The sequence below is a fragment of the Streptomyces lonarensis genome, from assembly GCF_012033735.1.
Lineage (GTDB): Bacteria > Actinomycetota > Actinomycetes > Streptomycetales > Streptomycetaceae > Streptomyces > Streptomyces lonarensis.
The window spans coordinates 1-16,838 of sequence record NZ_JAAVJD010000119.1 but is presented as its reverse complement, the minus strand read 5'-3'; the positions used below and the strand labels follow the sequence as shown (position 1 = coordinate 16,838).

Annotated in this window: 12 protein-coding genes, 1 tRNA gene, 1 pseudogene and 1 riboswitch; of the genes and pseudogenes, 12 read left to right on the top strand and 2 right to left on the bottom strand. The window is 74.7% G+C overall.

Annotated features, from left to right (window positions below; genetic code table 11):
- The 6 genes and pseudogenes from HCN56_RS15550 to HCN56_RS15525 form a co-directional block, all read left to right on the top strand.
- Positions 1–503 (top strand): annotated as a pseudogene (locus HCN56_RS15550) (hypothetical protein); the annotation flags it as partial.
- A complete protein-coding gene (locus HCN56_RS15545) occupies positions 500–1,747 on the top strand; it encodes a CbiQ family ECF transporter T component (protein ID WP_167971558.1) in 1,248 nt (415 codons plus the stop codon). The pseudogene HCN56_RS15550 and the gene HCN56_RS15545, both read left to right, overlap by 4 nt.
- Positions 1,744–3,465, top strand: a complete 1,722-nt coding sequence (locus HCN56_RS15540; RefSeq protein WP_167971556.1) for an ABC transporter ATP-binding protein — start codon at positions 1,744–1,746, stop codon at positions 3,463–3,465. Before HCN56_RS15545 ends, HCN56_RS15540 begins: the two co-directional genes overlap by 4 nt.
- Positions 3,462–4,514 carry an ECF transporter S component gene (locus tag HCN56_RS15535; protein WP_376770882.1) on the top strand — a complete coding sequence of 351 codons (1,053 nt, stop codon included), beginning with the start codon at positions 3,462–3,464 and terminating at the stop codon, positions 4,512–4,514. The genes HCN56_RS15540 and HCN56_RS15535 overlap by 4 nt, the downstream gene beginning before the upstream one ends.
- Positions 4,511–6,034, top strand: a complete 1,524-nt coding sequence (locus tag HCN56_RS25825) for a prenyltransferase/squalene oxidase repeat-containing protein (RefSeq protein WP_209312779.1) — start codon at positions 4,511–4,513, stop codon at positions 6,032–6,034. Before HCN56_RS15535 ends, HCN56_RS25825 begins: the two co-directional genes overlap by 4 nt.
- A gap of 190 nt (positions 6,035–6,224) precedes the next feature.
- Positions 6,225–6,698 carry a DUF4430 domain-containing protein gene (locus HCN56_RS15525; protein ID WP_167971554.1) on the top strand — a complete coding sequence of 158 codons (474 nt, stop codon included), beginning with the start codon at positions 6,225–6,227 and terminating at the stop codon, positions 6,696–6,698.
- A gap of 237 nt (positions 6,699–6,935) precedes the next feature.
- On the opposite strand, the gene HCN56_RS15520 is transcribed toward HCN56_RS15525, so the two are convergent.
- Positions 6,936–8,024: an enoyl-CoA hydratase/isomerase family protein gene (locus HCN56_RS15520; RefSeq protein ID WP_167971552.1), complete on the bottom strand. Its 1,089-nt coding sequence runs from the start codon at positions 8,022–8,024 to the stop codon at positions 6,936–6,938.
- A gap of 310 nt (positions 8,025–8,334) precedes the next feature.
- Between HCN56_RS15520 and HCN56_RS15515 the strand changes: the two genes are divergently transcribed.
- A tRNA-Lys gene (locus HCN56_RS15515) sits at positions 8,335–8,407 on the top strand.
- A gap of 147 nt (positions 8,408–8,554) precedes the next feature.
- Positions 8,555–9,049 carry a hypothetical protein gene (locus tag HCN56_RS15510; protein WP_167971550.1) on the top strand — a complete coding sequence of 165 codons (495 nt, stop codon included), beginning with the start codon at positions 8,555–8,557 and terminating at the stop codon, positions 9,047–9,049.
- A 162-nt stretch (positions 9,050–9,211) separates the two neighbouring features.
- Here the strand turns inward: HCN56_RS15510 and HCN56_RS15505 are convergent, their stop codons facing one another.
- Entirely contained in the window at positions 9,212–10,135 is a 924-nt protein-coding gene (locus tag HCN56_RS15505) for an RICIN domain-containing protein (RefSeq protein ID WP_167971549.1), read from the bottom strand.
- 597 nt (positions 10,136–10,732) lie between these two features.
- Between HCN56_RS15505 and HCN56_RS15500 the strand changes: the two genes are divergently transcribed.
- From HCN56_RS15500 to HCN56_RS27255, 4 genes are all read left to right on the top strand, one after another.
- Positions 10,733–11,422 carry a hypothetical protein gene (locus HCN56_RS15500; RefSeq protein ID WP_167971547.1) on the top strand — a complete coding sequence of 230 codons (690 nt, stop codon included), beginning with the start codon at positions 10,733–10,735 and terminating at the stop codon, positions 11,420–11,422.
- A 717-nt stretch (positions 11,423–12,139) separates the two neighbouring features.
- A complete protein-coding gene (locus HCN56_RS15495; protein WP_167971545.1) occupies positions 12,140–12,721 on the top strand; it encodes a peptidoglycan recognition protein family protein in 582 nt (193 codons plus the stop codon).
- Between the two features lie 5 nt (positions 12,722–12,726).
- Positions 12,727–14,325: a PP2C family protein-serine/threonine phosphatase gene (locus tag HCN56_RS15490; protein WP_209312778.1), complete on the top strand. Its 1,599-nt coding sequence runs from the start codon at positions 12,727–12,729 to the stop codon at positions 14,323–14,325.
- A 426-nt stretch (positions 14,326–14,751) separates the two neighbouring features.
- Positions 14,752–14,921, top strand: a riboswitch (cyclic di-AMP (ydaO/yuaA leader).
- A 9-nt stretch (positions 14,922–14,930) separates the two neighbouring features.
- Positions 14,931–16,634, top strand: coding sequence for a M23 family metallopeptidase (locus tag HCN56_RS27255; protein ID WP_312871249.1), 1,704 nt, complete (start codon positions 14,931–14,933; stop codon positions 16,632–16,634).
- Positions 16,635–16,838 lie beyond the last annotated feature (204 nt).

Here is a 16,838-nt window from a genome sequence, read left to right as displayed (position 1 = left end):
CCGCTGCGGAGGGCGCGGCCCCCGCCGCCGCGCCCGCCGGTGCTCCGGCCGACGACGGCCCGAGCGCCGCTGCGGGAACGGGCGCCACGACCGATGCGGCTGCTGCTTCCGGAGCCGTCAGCGCATCCGGCGCGGCTGCCGCGGCTGCCGACGGGGACGTCTCTGCCGATGGCGCTGCCGGCGCGGTCGCCGGTGAGGCACCGGCGACGGAGGACGGCGCGGCCGAGCAACCGGCCGGCGGCGCCGCGGCCTCCGGGACCGAGTCGGCCGAGTCGAGCACCGCCGAGCAGGCGCAGAAGGGCGTTCCCGGTGCCGCAGCCGGTGCCGCCGCTGACGCCGACGAGGCAGCCGGTGCGTCCGCGGCCCCCGCCACCGACGGGGCACCGGCCGGCGCGGCACCGGAGACCGACGCCGCCGCCGACACCGCACCCGCGCCCGACCCCGGCGCTGCCCCCGGCACCGACCCCGGCGCGGGCGGCGGCCGGACGGGCGGTACGCCGTGAGCGGCGATCGGAACCCGGCCAGACCCGGCCGGGGGTGGCCCGAGCTGACCTGGCCACCGCTGGCGCGCCCGCTGCACCCGGGCGCCTGGTGGCTGTGGGCGCTGGGCCTGGCCGTCGCGGCCAGCCGTACCACCAACCCGCTGCTGCTGGCGATGATCCTCGCCGTCGCCGCCTACGTCGTGGTCCGACGCCGGGGCGACGCGCCCTGGGCGCTGTCCTTCCGGATGTACCTCGCCCTGGGCGCCTTCATCATTGTGATGCGGGTCGCGTTCCGCGTCGTCTTCGGCGGCGGTCAGGGCGACACGGTGCTGTTCACCCTGCCGGAGATCCCGCTCCCCGAAGCCGCCGCCGGAATCCGCCTGTTCGGCGAGGTGGCGGCGGAGCAACTGCTCGGTGGGTTCTACGACGGGTTGCGCCTGGCCACGATGGTGGTCTGTGTGGGCGCGGCCAACTCGCTGGCCGATCCCAAGCGGATGCTGAAGGCGCTGCCGGGCGCGCTCTACGAGGTCGGTGCCTCCGTGGTGGTCGCGCTGACCGTGGCCCCGCAGCTGGTCGAGAGCGTGCGGCGGGTGCGGCGCGCCCGTCGGCTTCGCGGGGCCGGCGGCAAGGGGCGCCGCGCGCTGCGCGGCATCATCATCCCGGTCCTGGAGGACGCGCTGAACCGGTCGCTGGCGCTGGCGGCGGCCATGGCGTCCCGCGGGTACGGCAGAACCGGGGGAGCGGACCCCCGGACCAGGTTGATCACCGGTGTCCTCGTCATCGTCGGACTGGTCGGTGTCTGCGGCGGGTTGTACGGGGTGCTGGACGCCGCCGCCCCGGCGCTGCTGGGCGCACCGCTGCTGCTCGGAGGTGGCGCGGTCGCCCTCGCCGGCTTGCTGGTGGGCGGCCGGCGGGTGCGCCGCACCGGCTACCGACCCGACCGGTGGCGGCCCGCTGAGCTGCTGACCGCCGGGGCGGGCGTGACGACGGCGGCGCTGATGTTCCTCACCGCCGGTGTCGACCCGGACAACCTCTATCCCTCGCTCTCGCCGCTCAGTTGGCCCGAGCTGTCGCTCGTGCCCGTCCTCGCGGTCCTCGCGGGGGTGCTGCCCGCGTTCCTCACCCCCGAGCCGCCGCGGTCCGCGGCCCCGCCGGCCGGTGTGCCGCGCGCCGGCGGGGTAGAGAGCGGCACCGGCGCAGCGCCCGCCGCCCCCTCCGCCCCCGCCGCGAACGGCGCCGAACCCAGGAAGGAGCCCGTGCCGTGATCACCTTCGAGGACGTCAGTTTCCGCTACGAGGAGGACGGCCCGGCGGCGCTCGCAGGTGTCGATCTGCACATTCCCGAAGGGGAGTTGTGCCTGGTGGCCGGCCACACCGGCACCGGTAAGTCGACGCTGCTGGGCGCGGTCAACGGACTGGTGCCGCGCTTCACCGGCGGTCATCTGCGGGGGCGCGTCACCGTGGCGGGGCACGGCACGGAGAGCCGCCCGCCCCAGGAGTTCGCCCACCTGGTCGGCCGCGTCGGCCAGGACCCGCTCGCCGGGTTCGTCACCGACAACGTCGAGGAGGAACTCGCCTACGGCATGGAGCAGTTGGCGGTCCGTCCCGAGGTGATGCGAAAGCGCGTCGAGGAGACGCTCGACCTGCTGGGCATCGCCGATCTGCGCGGCCGTGCGCTGCGGTCGCTCTCCGGCGGCCAGCAGCAGCGGGTGGCGATCGGCTCGGTCCTCACCACCCACCCTTCGGTGCTGGTGCTGGACGAGCCGACCTCCGCCCTGGACCCCACCGCCGCCGAGGACGTGCTCTCCGCCGTGCTGCGCCTGGTCCACGACCTCGGCGTGACCGTGCTGATCGCCGAGCACCGCATGGAACGCGTCCTGCAGTACGCCGACCGGCTGCTCCACCTCCCCGGCGACGGGAGCGTCCGGGACGGCACCCCTGCCGAGCTGATGCCGGACTGCGCGGTCGCACCGCCGGTGGTGCAGCTGGGCCGGGCGGCCGGCTGGTCGCCGCTGCCGCTGTCCGTCCGCGACGCCCGCCGCCGGGCCGCCGGACTGCGGCAGCAACTCGCCGACCGCACTCCGGGCCCGCCCCATCCCGTCGACACCGACACCGACACCGACACCGGGCCCGGGGCCGGCACGGCTGACGCCGGGGGCTCGCAGCGCACGCCGCTCGGCGAGCCGCTGCTCACCGCGCGGTCGATCACCGTCACCTACGGCTCGACGGTCGCGGTGCGCCGCGTCGACCTGCGGCTGGCCGCCGGTGAGGTGGTGGCTCTCATGGGCCGCAACGGCTCCGGCAAGTCCTCCCTGCTGTGGGCGGTCCAGGGCTCCGGACCGCGCCGCTCCGGCACGGTCGAGTCGGCCGGGGGAGACCCCGGCGACCTGCCGGCCGCCGAGGCCCGCGCCCTGGTCGGGCTGGTGCCGCAGACCGCCGCCGACCTGCTGTACCTCCAGACGGTGGACGAGGAGTGCGCGCAGGCGGACGCCGAGTCGGCCGTTGCGAAGGGGAGTTGCCGCGCGCTGCTGGACGAGCTCGCACCCGGCATCGACGGCGCCTCCCATCCGAGGGACCTCTCCGAGGGGCAGCAACTCGCGCTGGTCCTCGCCATCCAGCTCACCGCCGCACCACGGGTGATGCTCCTCGACGAACCGACGCGTGGTTTGGACTACGCCGCCAAGCGCCGCTTCGGCGCCATCGTGCGGCGCCTCGCCGCCGACGGCCGGTCGGTGGTGATCGCCACGCACGACGTGGAGTTCGTCGCCGCCGTGGCCGACCGGGTGGTGGTGATGGCGGACGGCGAGATCGTCGCCGACGGCGCCACCCCCGACGTGGTCTGCTCCTCACCCGCGTTCGCCCCGCAGGTCGCCAAGGTGCTGAGCCCGCTGCCGTGGCTCACCCCCGATCAGGTCGCCCGGGCGCTCGCGCACGCCGGTGCGGAACCGGCGGCCGCCCTCCCCTACGAGGGGGCGCCCCGATGACCGCCGCCACTCCACCCGGCGCCACCCCGCCCGCCGCCACCCCGCCGCACCCCGACCCGGCCGGACCGGACGCCCCGAGCGGACCGGACGGCGCGCCCGGACCGACGGGGCCCGACGGACCGGACGAGCCCCGCGCCGCCGACCCGGTGGCCACCGACCCGGTGACCGCCGGCCCGCGCCGGACGCCGACCCCGCCGGCGAAGCGGGCGGCCGCCGCCCGCTCCCGGGTCACCGCGCTCCGCGTCGGACCCCGCGCCGCCATGACGCTGCTGGTGGCGAGCCTGCTCGGCCTGGCGATGTTCTGCTGGCCGCTGCTGGTCCCACCGCAGCCGCAGGGCGTCGCCCACGCCGCGCAGGCACCGCTGCTCTTCGTGGTGCTGCTGCCCGTGATCCTCGCCGTCGTCCTCGCGGAGTTGACCGAGGGCGGCCTGGACCCCAAGACCCTCGCCCTGCTGGGAGTGCTGGCGGCGTTGAACGCCGCGCTGCGGCCGCTCGGCGCCGGGACGGCCGGCATCGAGACGGTCTTCTTCCTGCTGATCCTGGCCGGCCGGGTCTTCGGCCCCGGCTTCGGCTTCGCTCTCGGGGCGACCTCGCTGTTCGCCTCCGCGCTGCTCACCGCCGGCGTCGGGCCCTGGCTACCGTTCCAGATGATGGCCGCCGCCTGGGTCGGACTCGGCGCCGGCCTGCTGCCGCGCCGCCCCACCGGCCGGGCGGAGATCGCCATGCTCGCCGCCTACGGGGCGGCCTCCGCCTACGTCTTCGGCTTCGTGATGAACCTCTGGTTCTGGCCGTTCGCCATCGGCGACGGCACCCAGTTGTCGTTCGATCCCGAGGCCGGTCCGGTCTCCAACCTCCACACCTTCTTCCTGTACACGCTCGCCACCTCGGCCTTCGGCTGGGACACCGGCAGGGCGATCACCAACATCATCGCGATCGCGGTGCTCGGCCCCGCCGTACTGGCGACTCTCAGGCGCGCCGCCCGGCGCGCCGCCTTCGACACGCCCGTCAGCTTCGCCGCTGCCGAACCCCAAGGAGCACGACGACCATGAGAACCACCCTGCGGCGCGCGGCCCTGCTGCCCGGCGCGATCCTCACCGCGGCGCTGATGGCGCCCACCGCCGCCCACGCCGAACCGACCGCCGCACAGGAGGTGTTCACCCACCCCTCGAAGGCCGCCGCGACCTGGGCCGCCTCGCAGCTGGACGAGAACGGCAACTACCGCGGTGACCACGGCCTGAACTCCGACATCATCATGGGCCTCATATCCACCGGCACCAGCGGCGCCACCGCCGACCGCGCCACCGACTGGCTGGAGGCCAACGCGGCCGACTACGCGCACCGCGGAGGCTCCGACAACATCAACGCCGGCGGCACCGCCAAGCTGGCCCTGGTCGCCGGCATCCAGGGCCGCGACGCCACCGACTTCGGCGGGCTGGACCTGATCGGGCTGCTGAACGACCGGCTCCAGGAGAGCGGCCGGGTCAGCGACCTCGGCCGCATGGACATGTCCAACCAGTTCAGCCAGTCGCTCGCCGTCCTCGCCTTCCACGAGACCGGCGACATCCCCGCCTCCGCGGTCGACTTCATCGCCTCCACCCAGTGCGCCGACGGCGGCTTCCCGCTCTCCCTGGCGCGCAACCCCGACCGCTGCAACGCCGACCCCGACTCCACCGGCATGGCCGTCCAGGCGCTCCTCGCCGCCGGTGAGACCGGCGCGGCGGCCAAGGGGCTGGACTGGCTCGCGAGCAAGCAGCAGGACAGCGGCGGCTTCTCCTACAACGGCGCCGCCAACGTCGGCGCCAACTCCAACTCCACCGCGCTGGCGGTGCAGGCGCTGGCCGCCGGCGACCGCGACGCCGAGGCGAAGCGGGGCGTGGACTACCTCCTCTCCCTCCAGGTCGGCTGCGACGCCGCCGACTCCTCGCACCGCGGTGCCGTCGGCTACGACGACGCCTCCGTGGACGGCATGACGCTGCGCGCCACCGCCCAGGTCATCCCGGCGCTGGCCGGCAAGGCCCTGTACGAGCTGGACCGCGGCACGGCGGCCGACGCGGCGTACACCATCGAGTGCGGCCCGGCGGGCGGCCCCGGCGGCAGTGACGGCGGCACCGGCACCGACGGTGGCACCGACGGCGGTACCGGTACCGACGGCGGCACGGGCACCGACGGCGGCACGGACGGTGCGGACGGCGGCACCGACGGGGCCACCACCGACGGTTCCGACGGGACCACCGGCGACACCGGCACCGACGGCACCACCACGGACGGTTCCGACGGCACCACCGGCACCACCGGCGACACCGGCGACACCGGCACCGACGGCGGTATCGACGGCGCCACCACCGAGGGTTCCGACGGCACCACCGGCGACACCGGCGACACCGGCACCAGCTACGCGGGCGGCGACGTCGCGACCGGCGGCTACGGCAACGACCACACCGTCGACGGCGGCCTCGCCAACACCGGCAGCAACGTGGTGCCGCTCATGGCCGCAGCGGTCGGCCTGCTGGCCGCCGGCGGCGTCGCCTACGCGGTGACCCTGCGCCGTCGCCGCGCGACCGCGGTCTGAGCCACCCGGCCGACGCGCTGCCTGCTCGCGGCGCCGTGACGCGGCGCCGCCCCTGATCGCGGGCGCCCCGGACCGCTCCACCCCGTCGTACCACCGTCCGGGGCGCCCGCCGCACCACCGCACCACCGAGCACGACGCACCACCGAGCACCACCGTCGACAACGCCACCACCTACGGAGGAGTCACCCCCATGACACGCACCCTGACCCGCAGAGTGACCGTCTCGCTCGCCGTGCTCGGCCTCACCGCCGGAGCCGCCGTCTCCACCGCCGCCGCGGCCCCCTCGCTGCAGGCGGCTCCCGTCACCGTGAACCTCACCGTGACCGGGCCGACCTCCGTCCTCTTCGACGACCAGGTCACCACCGACGGCGGCGTCGTCACCCCGCTGACCGAGACCGCGCAGCTCTGCGACGGCACCAACTTCGGCGCCAACCCGACCGCCGGCGCCACCCCGACCACCGCCCTCAACGACTCCGGCCTGGACTGGGACGGCATCTGGTACACCTCCTTCGAGGACTACCTCGTCACCGAGATCGACGGTGTCGTGCAGACCGACTCCGACTTCTGGCTCATCTCGGTGAACGGCCAGGCCACCCCGGTGGGCGGCTGCCAGTTCCTCGTGGAGAACGGCGACGACGTCGAGTTCGTCTGGACCGATTACTGATCCCGACGGCCCACCGCCCCGCAGCCGCTCCTCGGCCCGCCGCCGCGCCCTTCGCCCGTCACGGGCGCGGGACGGGAACACCGGCGGAGCAGGCGGGGCACCCCCGCACCACGGCGCCCGCCGGACCACCGTCCGGCGGGCGCCGCCGCGAGCCGGACGCCCGCCGTGATGCCGGTTCGCCACGACGGCACCCGGGGCCGCCCGTGCCGCTCAACCCGGTCGGCGCGCCACAGCCGCTCAGCTCGTGCCGTCCGCCTCCCACGGCAGCTCCAACTCCCGGCCGGGGCGCGGTGCGAAGCAGCGTTCGACGTCCTCCTCGGTGACCTCCTCCGGCGTCGCCGGCGACCACGTCGGGTTGCGGTCCTTGTCCACCAGCTGCGCGCGCACCCCCTCCACGAAGTCGGGGACGGCGAGCATGGCGCAGGAGACCCGGTACTCCTGGCGCAACACATCGTCCAGCGACGGGAGTTCGCGGGCCCTGCGCAGCGCGGCCAGCGTCACCTTCAACGCCGTCGGCGACTTGACGGCGATGACGTCGGCCGCCGCGTCCGCCTCCGGCACCCCCGCCGCCCGCAGCCGGCGCAGGATCTCCTCCACACCGTCGGCGGCGTAGCAGTGGTCGATCCACGCCCGCGCCTCCGCCAGCGGGGCGGGCGGCGCGGTGGTCGCGAGCCGAGCCACCACCTCCTCCGCCGGTTCGGTCGCCACCGCGGTCAACAGCTCGGGAAGCGACTCGGACGGCACGAAGTGGTCGGCCAGGCCGCACAGCAGGGCGTCGCCCGGGCCGACCGGGCCGGCCGTCAGGGCCAGGTGCGTACCGAGTTCGCCCGGGGCACGGGAGAGAAGGTAACTGCCCCCGACGTCCGGCACGAAGCCGATCGTCGTCTCCGGCATCCCGACCAGCGACCGTTCCGTCACCACACGCACCGAACCGTGCGCGGAGACGCCGACGCCCCCGCCCAGCACCAGCCCGTCCATCACCGCGACGTACGGCTTCGGGAACCGCGCGATGCGGGCGTTCATCCGGTACTCGTCGTGCCAGAACCGCTCGGAGGCGTCGGCGGCCGCCGACTCGCCCGAGGTGCGGATGTCGTCGTAGACGGCCCGGACGTCGCCGCCCGCGCACAGCCCGCGGTCGCCGCTCCCGGTCAGCACCACGGTCCGCACCGACGGGTCGCGTTCCCAGGTGACCAGTGCCTCCTCCACGGCAAGCACCATGGTGTGGTTGAGCGAGTTCAGCGCTCGGGGCCGATTGAGGGTGAGGAAGCCCGCTTCGCCCTCGACGTGGCGCAGCACCGGCGCGTCATCGGCCCCGCCCGGGGTCATCGGACGCCTCCGTGCGGTCCGGTGCGGTGGTCGGTGAGCAGTGTCATCGGAAACGACCCTTCGACGTTCGGCGGGGGCGCCGCCGTCCGCGGCGGCACACTCGGGCGCAGTGGTGCGCCGGCCGCCGCGGCGACCGGCACACCACCGCTGTCGATCATGCCCTCGTGCCGCCCGCGAGGACAGCGCCCGCCGCACACCGGCCCATACCCGCCCCCACCGGCACGGGCCGGTCGGACGCTCCCGCGACCGCCCGGTCGGACCACGCATCACCTGCGACGCCGGGGCGGCACGGCCGCTATGCTGCTCTAGCGGGCCGTTAGCTCAATTGGCAGAGCAGTGGACTTTTAATCCATTGGTTGTGGGTTCGAGTCCCACACGGCCTACCGGTGAACCGCAGCTCAGCGACGCACGAGGGCCCGGACCGCTTCTCAGGGAAGCGGTCCGGGCCCTCTGCTCACTCACTGCTCACTCCGGCGCGGTCCTGCCGGGAGCGGGGGTCGGCGACGGGGCGAGCACGGGAGGAGAGCGCGGTGCGGGAGGAGTCGGCGGCCGCCGAGGGCGTACCGTCCGCGGGCCTGCTGCCCTACGGCGCGACCGGATTCCTCCGACGCGGGGCGGGGCCGCTCCCCGAGGTTCCCGCCGCCGAGTTCCGCGCCGCGCTGCACCACGCCGCGCGCGTCGCGCGGGGCCGCATCACGGCGATGAACGAGCGTTCCTACCCGCTGACCTACCACCATGCGCTGATTTCCGACCGGCAGGGCGACCACACCGTGCTGGGCCACTGCCACCTGCGCTGGATCGCCTTCGTCGACGACGTGGCGGAGATCCACCGGGAGGAGTTCGTGACGCCGCCGGACTGGGCGGTGGCGTTCACCCACGCCGGGTTCGCCGTGCTCGGGAGGGAGACGTTGCGACTGGGCCTGGACCAGGCGGGGTGGGACGCGCTGACGCCGTTCGAGCGGCGCGAGGCCCGGTTCCACGAGACCCGGACACTCGGTGGCGCCGTGTTCAACCGCTGGGACTGACCCCGGCGCCGCGGCGGCTCCGCGGTCGTCCGGCGGCTTCTCCCGGCGGTGTCCGGCTCCAGAAAGCGGGTCGGGTCGGGACGTGCGACGGCCCGTGGCGGGTGGGTCCCGCACCACGGGCCGTCGTCATCGCCGCCCAGCGGCGGCAGTTGCGGTGGTGTCTCAGCGACGCTCCAGCGTCCAGCGCTGCGCGCCCGCGTCGTTGCAGTTCCACTGGTGGATCTTGGTGCCCACGTCGGACGAGTTGCCCGCCACGTCGAGGCAGTGGCCGCTGACGACCGACCGCAGTCGGTAGACGCCGTCGCCCACGCTCTCCATGCGCCAGCGCTGCGCGTCGGTGCCGTTGCAGTTCCACTGGTGGACCTTGGCGCCCGGCGACTGGGAACTGCCGTTGACGTCGAGGCAGTTGCCCATGGCCTGCAGGTTGTAGACGCCGTCAGCGCCGTCCTTGCGCAGCGTGAACTGCTGGGCGGTGGAGTCGTTGCAGTTCCACTGGTGCAGGTCGGCGCCGGAGCTGGTGACGCTCCAGGCGACGTCCAGGCAGAGGTTGGAGCCGGTGCCGGCACGCAGCCGGTAGGTACCGCCGTCGTCGAGGGCGGCGAGGGCGTTGTTGGCGACGGTGCCGGTCTTGGCCGGTGCCTTGGCCGCCTCCGGCTCCTTCTTCTCCTCCTCCTGCCCCTCTTCTTCCTGCTCCTCTTCCTGCTCCTCTTCCTCTTCTTCCTCCTCCTCGGTCTCCTCCTGCTCGACGACCGGGGCGGGCGGCGGTGGCGCCTGGATGACGTCGGTCAGGTCCTCCTCGGCCTCGCTCGCGTCCTCCTCCTCGTCGTCGGCGACGACGCTCGGCGCCGGCTTCTCGGGCACGGAGGGGGCCTTGGTCGACGAGACCGGGGCGACGAGCGTCTCCGTGTCGGAGTCGCCAGGGATGACCGCGGACGCGCCGTAGGCCGTGGCGGCCACGAGAGCGGCCACGGCGACGCTCCATGCGGTCGTGGTGTAGACCCGCTTGCCGGGGAGCAGGCCTCGGCGGCCCACGGTCGGGCGCCGCGCGAACGTGTCGGCGAATCGGGGGTTTGGCTCCTGGGTCATGGGCGATACCTCAGGGTCGGAGTAGACGGGGTGTGGGACGCCCGGAGCGCTCGGCCGCACCCCGCGTCCGGCACCCGCGGCCCACCGGCGTGCGGTGGCGTGCGGTGGCGGTGCCCCGCAGGTCGGGCTGCGGAAGGGCGGGACGGCGGAACGGTCGGCATCGTCGGCTGGCTCCAGCTGCGCGTCACGGGGGTCCGCTGCTGAGGCTATGCCCAGGTCGGGGAAGCGCGCAGTTGCGGGTACGTTGCGCCTTCCTCCAAGAGCGACATAACGGCACGGAACCACCTCATGTCAACCTCTGAATTCTGTGTCGGTTTCCGGGAGAAGCGACACTTCGCCACGTTAGGGATGTCCCGCGGGGCGCCGCGCAACCGGCCCGGCGCGCGTTCCGGACCACTCAACTACAGCTCGGCCTGCGGCCGCTGCCCCGCGCGCCGACCGGGTCGATAGCCGCCCCGGAGGGGGAGGCGCTCCCGGCGCGTGCCGGGCGCCGCGCCACCGCACGCCGCACCACGCGCGGCGAAGTGCACCACAGCGCCCGGGGACCGCCGCCCCGGGCGACGCGCAACGGCCCGGCCGGTGGGGCAGTCTGCGGGCATGACACTCACAACTCGCCCTCATCGGGCCGCACTCCCCACCGCACTGCTGCTGCTCGCCCTCGCCGGGTGCTCCGCCGAGAACGCCGACACCTCGGACTCCGTCGGCGGTGGCACCCCCGACCCCGCTCAGACCGCCGAGGACCCGGGAGGCCCCGGGCCGGACGACGACGCCGGAGGAGAGGACGGCGGGGAGGGCGGCTCGGGCACGGCGCCGGGGGGCGGACTGCCCGAGGTCATCGCAGCGCTGGCCGGGGTCGACATCGCCGACTGGGCCGAGCACCTCGCCGGCGTGCACGGCGTCACCTGGACGGAATCCGGCGTCGAACTCGGCACGGACGAGGGCGATGGACGGCTCCGCTGGCAGACCGACACCCGCGAGGGAGAGGGCGGCCTGCTGCTCTCGGCCGAGGCGGTCACCGACGCGGAGGGCCGCGCGACCCGGATCAACTGCACCGCCGCCGAGGTGCCCGACTTCCCGGCCGGCCAGTGGGAGTTCCTTGCCGACTGCGTGACGGCCGCCGGGGTCGAGGGGGTCGAACGGCGGGCGGCGGAGGTGTGGATCACCGACGCCTTCGCCGCGCTCGGCAGCACGGCGGAGACCACCCGGGACAGCACGGTGATCGGCGGCGCGGAGATCACCGCCTCCCGCTCCAGCGACACCGCCTCCGTGGTGATCACCGCCCCCTGACCCGTCGCCGCGCTCCGGTGCCCTCGCCCCCGACGGCCGAGTGTCGGCCGTCATGCGTCGCCCGTCCGCCCGCCCGCCCGTCCGCCCGCCCGCCTGCCCGCCTGCCCGGCCTCGCTGCCGCGAGCGAGCCGGACGCCGGAAAGGCGTCGGTTCCCCGCGCGACCCCACGCACCGCGGCGCGCACACCGCGGCCGAACATCCGTGTTCGAACCGGCCCGGGACGGACCGCCGATGTCCCGCCGACACCGCGCGAGGGTCCGGTCGGCGGCACCCGGCGGGCACACTGCGGGCGGGTGCTCCCACCGGAGTTCCGCCGCTCCGACCTGCAGGGGAGCGCCCCGCCGACGGTGCCGGGCGCACGCCGGTACGCGCCCGGGGGCGCAGATCGAACACCCGAGGCTCGGGGGAACACACTTCCGGCCAACTGCGGTGGTGCGGGCACACCTTGGGATGACACACGCCGCCGGTCGTACCGATCGGCCGACGCTGCGGCTACGTTGGTCCGCCCGTACCACTGAGCGAACGACACCGAGGCGAGTACCGAACGCACGTACCACGCAGCGGGGTTCGGCGCCGACCGGAACAGGCCGGCGTTCCGCCCCGAACGATTCGATGTCCCCCCACATCAGACACTTCCGACGCCCGGCACCCCGGGCGCCCAGCACCCGTCGCGGCCAGCCGCCGCGACGCACGAGACCGGACCCCATGGAGGTTCCGATGGCCACCCCCCTCACACCGGCCAACCTGATCACCGCCCTCCGAGCCGAAGGCGTCGACGTCGTCGAGGTCGGCTCCTGGCGCACCCACAACCGCGGCACCCGCGGCACCGGCTGGGGCCCCGTGAACGGCGTGATGATCCACCACACCGTCACCTCCGGCACCGACGCCTCCGTCCGCATCTGCCGGGACGGCTACAGCGGGCTCCCCGGACCGCTCTGCCACGCGGTGGCGGACAAGGCGGGCCGCATGCACCTCGTCGGTCACGGCCGCGCCAACCACGCGGGCAACGGCGACCCCGACGTGCTGGCGGCGGTGATCCGCGAGGAGAAGAGCCTCCCAGCGCCCCGCGCCGCCAGCCAGGACGGCAACTCCCGCTTCTACGGCATCGAGGCGATCAACCTCGGCGACGGCAAGGACCCCTGGCCGGCAGCCCAGCTGGAGGCGATCGCGCGGTACACCGCCGCCATCTGCCGCGCGCACGGCTGGAACCAGTACAGCGTGCTGGCCCACGCCGAATGGCAGGCCGGCAAGATCGATCCGCGCGGCACATTGGGTACGTGGCGATCCACCGGACACTGAGAGCAGTGCGCGCCCCCGGGCTCCGCAGGGCGGCCGCCGCGCTGCCCACCCTTCTGCTGGTGGGCGCGTTCCTGCTCACCCTCGCCACGCCGCCACGCGTCACGTTCGCCCCGTTCCTGGCGGCAGCTCCTCTGGTCGCCGCAGCCGTCCAGGGCCTTCGCGCCACCGTCATCACCGCCTGTGCCGCAGTGGCCATGGCGACGATCATGCACATCTGGATCGACCCCTCGACTTCTTTGGAGGCGGTCTTCCAGGTGCTGACCGTTGCGACGGTCAGTGCGATGGCCGTCGGCATCAACCAACTGGTCGGGCGCCGCACCCGGCAGGTCCTCACGGCCCGGGAGGTCGCCGCGGCGGTGCAGCGCGCCATGGTGCCCGACCCACCGCCCGCCATCGACGGCGTCCGGCTCGCCACCCGCTACCGCACCGCCGACCGGGAGGCGCTGATCGGCGGCGACCTCTACGGTGCCGTGCAGACGCCGCACGGGGTGCGGCTGATCCTCGGGGACGTGCGGGGCAAGGGGCTGGAGGCCACCGACTCGGTCGCGGTCGTCCTGGGCGCCTTCCGGGAAGCCGCCGAGTACGAGACCTCGCTGGGCGACGTCTCCGCCCGGGTGGACTCCGCGCTGCGCCGCGCCGCCCGACTCCGCGCCGGGCGGCTCCGGCTGGGAGAGGACGAGAGCTTCGTGACCGGGGTGCTGCTGGAGTTCCACCCCGGGGACCTGCCCGGCACCGGCACCGGCGCCGGCACCGGCACCGGCTCCGGCACCAGCGCCGGTATCGACACCGGCACCGACGCCGGCACCGACGCCGGCACCGGCTCCGGCACCAGCGCCGGTATCGACACCGGCACCGACGCCGGCACCGACGCCGGCACCGGCTCCGGCACCAGCGCCGGTATCGACACCGGAGCCGGAGCCGGAGCCGTGACGGTGACCGCCCCGGGTGCGCCGCAGGGTACCCCTGGGGCGCACCTCCCGCCCGGTTCGGCACGGCCGCCGGGCGCCACGGCACGACCGGCCGCCGCGCCCCGCCCGGACCCCGGCGCGGTCGCACCGCGCGCCGGGCAGGGCGGTGGTCCCGCGCCGGGCGGCGTGTCGTCCGCCGTCTCCCGGGGGTGGCGGCCCGATCCCGGCCTGCCGCACGGCGACCCCTCCCTCGACGACCTGCCCGTCAGCGAGGTGCGCGTCATGAACCAGGGGCACCCGCCCCCGCTGCTGCTCCTGCCCGACGGCGGCGTGCGCGCGCTCACGCCCGCCGAGCCCGCGCTGCCCTTCGGCCTGCTCGCCCTCGGCGGAGGGCGGGCCGAACCGGCGCGGCTGCTGCTGCCTCCCGGCGCGGTGCTGGTCCTGTACACCGACGGGCTGAGCGAGGCGCGCGACGCGCAGGGGCGCTTCTACGACCCGGAGACGCGGCTGCTGGGCTGCCCCACCCGCGACCCCGACGAGGTGCTCGACTGGCTCATCGCCGACGTGACCCGCCACGGCGGCCTGGGCCACGACGACCTGGCGTTGATGGCGGTGCGGGCGGCGGCGCCCGGCCGGCCGGTCACGGCGGTTGTGCCGCCCGGCGACACCGCACGAGCCGTCCTTCCGGCCTCCTGAGGTGGCCCGTTGCCCCTTTTGCGGCGATGTGCGGGCCGAGTACGACGTAGATCACACCTATCGGACCGGCCGTGGCCACGCTGCGAGTTGACGGCGGAGCGTCGCTGGGTGCGCACCCGGTGCGGCCGCACCCGGTCCGACGTGCGCCGGGTCGCGCCCGGCCGTACAGCTCCGCACGGTGCGGACGTTCACTTCTGATGACGCTGAGTCACGCGACGGCGGCGTTACGCATAACAATTGGGGTGACGACGGTATCGATCCGGTCTCCGGGGGCATGGCGACGCTGCCCCATTTATGGAAGTTCCTCCCGAAAAGCGTGACTGATGAACCAGGTTGATTCGTCGGAGGCACTTGGAATACACGCCTGCCCTCTATTAACGTTTCATAACGCAGCGCGGTCGTCACCGCCGATGCAAGTGTCGGCGCCGTGCTCTGTCGCTCAATCCCCAGGCGTCGCCGCAGTCGAGCGGTGCTCGGGGAGCCGGGGAACCACTTCTCAATGGGGTGAATCGGCCCACCGGTCCGCCGGTGGACCGTAGGAGACCTTCCTGCTCCGAACCCGTCAGCTAACCCGGTCGGCGAAGGAAGGAAAGGAGAACGCCCACGTGGCGTCAGATCGGCATGCCGCCGGTGGGGACCTCCTCGGTTCCGGCGACACCTACGAGCCCTACGGCTCGCAGCACACCTACGCAGGCGGCTACTACGGGGCCGGCAACGGCTCCGACTCCCACGCCCCGCAGTACGGCGACTTCGGCGGCGACGCCTACGCCACCCCCGGCCATGCGGACCACGCGTACGGGGACCACCAGGGCGGCGCCCTCGGCGACGGCGGCCGGGCCGACCACCACGTGACGGGCGGTTACGGCGAGACGCCGCAGCCCGCCTCCTACGGCGACCCCACCGGGTACGCGACCCACGGGGCCGACGCCCCGTACGACGCCTACTCCTACGGCGACTCGTCGTACACCGGCTCCGCCGCCACCGACAACGGCTACGCCGCGGACGCGTCCTGGGCCGACCACGGCTTCTCCGACTCCTCCTCCTTCGACGGCGACGCGCGCTCCGCGACCGACGAGGCCGTCTCGCCCCTCGCGCAGACCTCCTGGGACGACGACGTCTTCGGCGCCACCGCCGCCTACGGCGCTCCCCACGGCGAGACCGCGGGCACCGCGACCGCCGAGCAGGGCGGCACCGCGCTCCTCACCGAGCCCGCCGACGAGACCGCGACCACCGGCCTCATCGACACCTCCGTGCCGGCCTACTTCGGTCCTGAGTACGACACCGAGTGGGGCCCCGAGCGCGTCGAGGGCGAGACCTTCACCGAGTGGAACCCCAGCGCGGCGACCGTCGCCCCGGCCCGCGGCCGCCGCCGCGCCCGCCAGCGCGGCGGCACCATGGCGCGCAGCCGCGCGGTGCTCGGCGTCGGCGTCATCGCCGCCGTGGGCGCCGGCGGCATGGCCACCGCCCACGAGGACCCGCCCGGGCTCGCCGGAGCCGGCGACAAGGTCAAGTCCGTGCCGGACAAGATCGGCGGCTTCTTCGGCGGCGACGCCGACAAGAACACCACCACCATGATCACCGCGGCGCCGCTGACCTCCGCCGGTCTCATGATCGGCAGCAGCAGCGACGTCCTTGCCGCCGGCGAATCCGTGGACGGCGAGCCGGGCGACGCCCTGCGCTCCCGCATCCTGCGCCAGGCCGAGAACCAGGACGCCCTCGCCGAGGCCGAGCAGCGCGACGCCGTCATCAACGCCGCCATCGCCAGTGCCTCCTCCGACGCCGCGGCCTACGCCGAGGAGGAGCGGCTGGAGGAGCAGGAGCGCAAGCGCGCCGAGGAGGAGCGCAAGCGCAAGGAGGAAGAGGAGCGGAAGAAGAAGGAGGAGGAAGAGCGCCTCGCCAAGCTGCGGGCCAGCTTCACCGCCCCCCTCTCCGGCTACACCCTCTCCGCCTACTACGGCCAGTCCGGCGGCATGTGGTCCTCCGGCTACCACACCGGCCTCGACTTCCAGGCGCCCAGCGGCACCCCGATCAAGAACATCCACAGCGGAACCGTCACCCAGGCGGCGTGGGCCGGCAGCTACGGCTACCAGGTCATCGTCAAGCTGGACAACGGCACCGAGCTGTCCTACAGCCACATGTCGTCCATGTCGGTGGTCGCGGGCCAGCAGGTCACCACCGGCGACCTGCTCGGCAACGTCGGCTCGACCGGCAACTCCTCGGGCCCCCACCTCCACCTGGAGGTGCGGCCGGGCGGCGGCAGCGCCGTCGACCCGCTGTCCTGGCTCCGCGGCAACGGCATCAGCATCTGACGCCGCGGTTCCGCCCGCCCCGGCGGGCGGAACCCCGCCACCGCGCCCAACCCGGCCTGCCTGTGATCCCCTGCCCGGCATGCCGCCGGCTCCGCCGGTGGCGGGGGACCACCGGGCGGCTTCAGCCCGACCGCCGCGTTCGCGCTGCGATCGGCGCCCCCGAACCCCGGCGGCCCTGACGATTCCCCCGACGTCAGGGCCGCC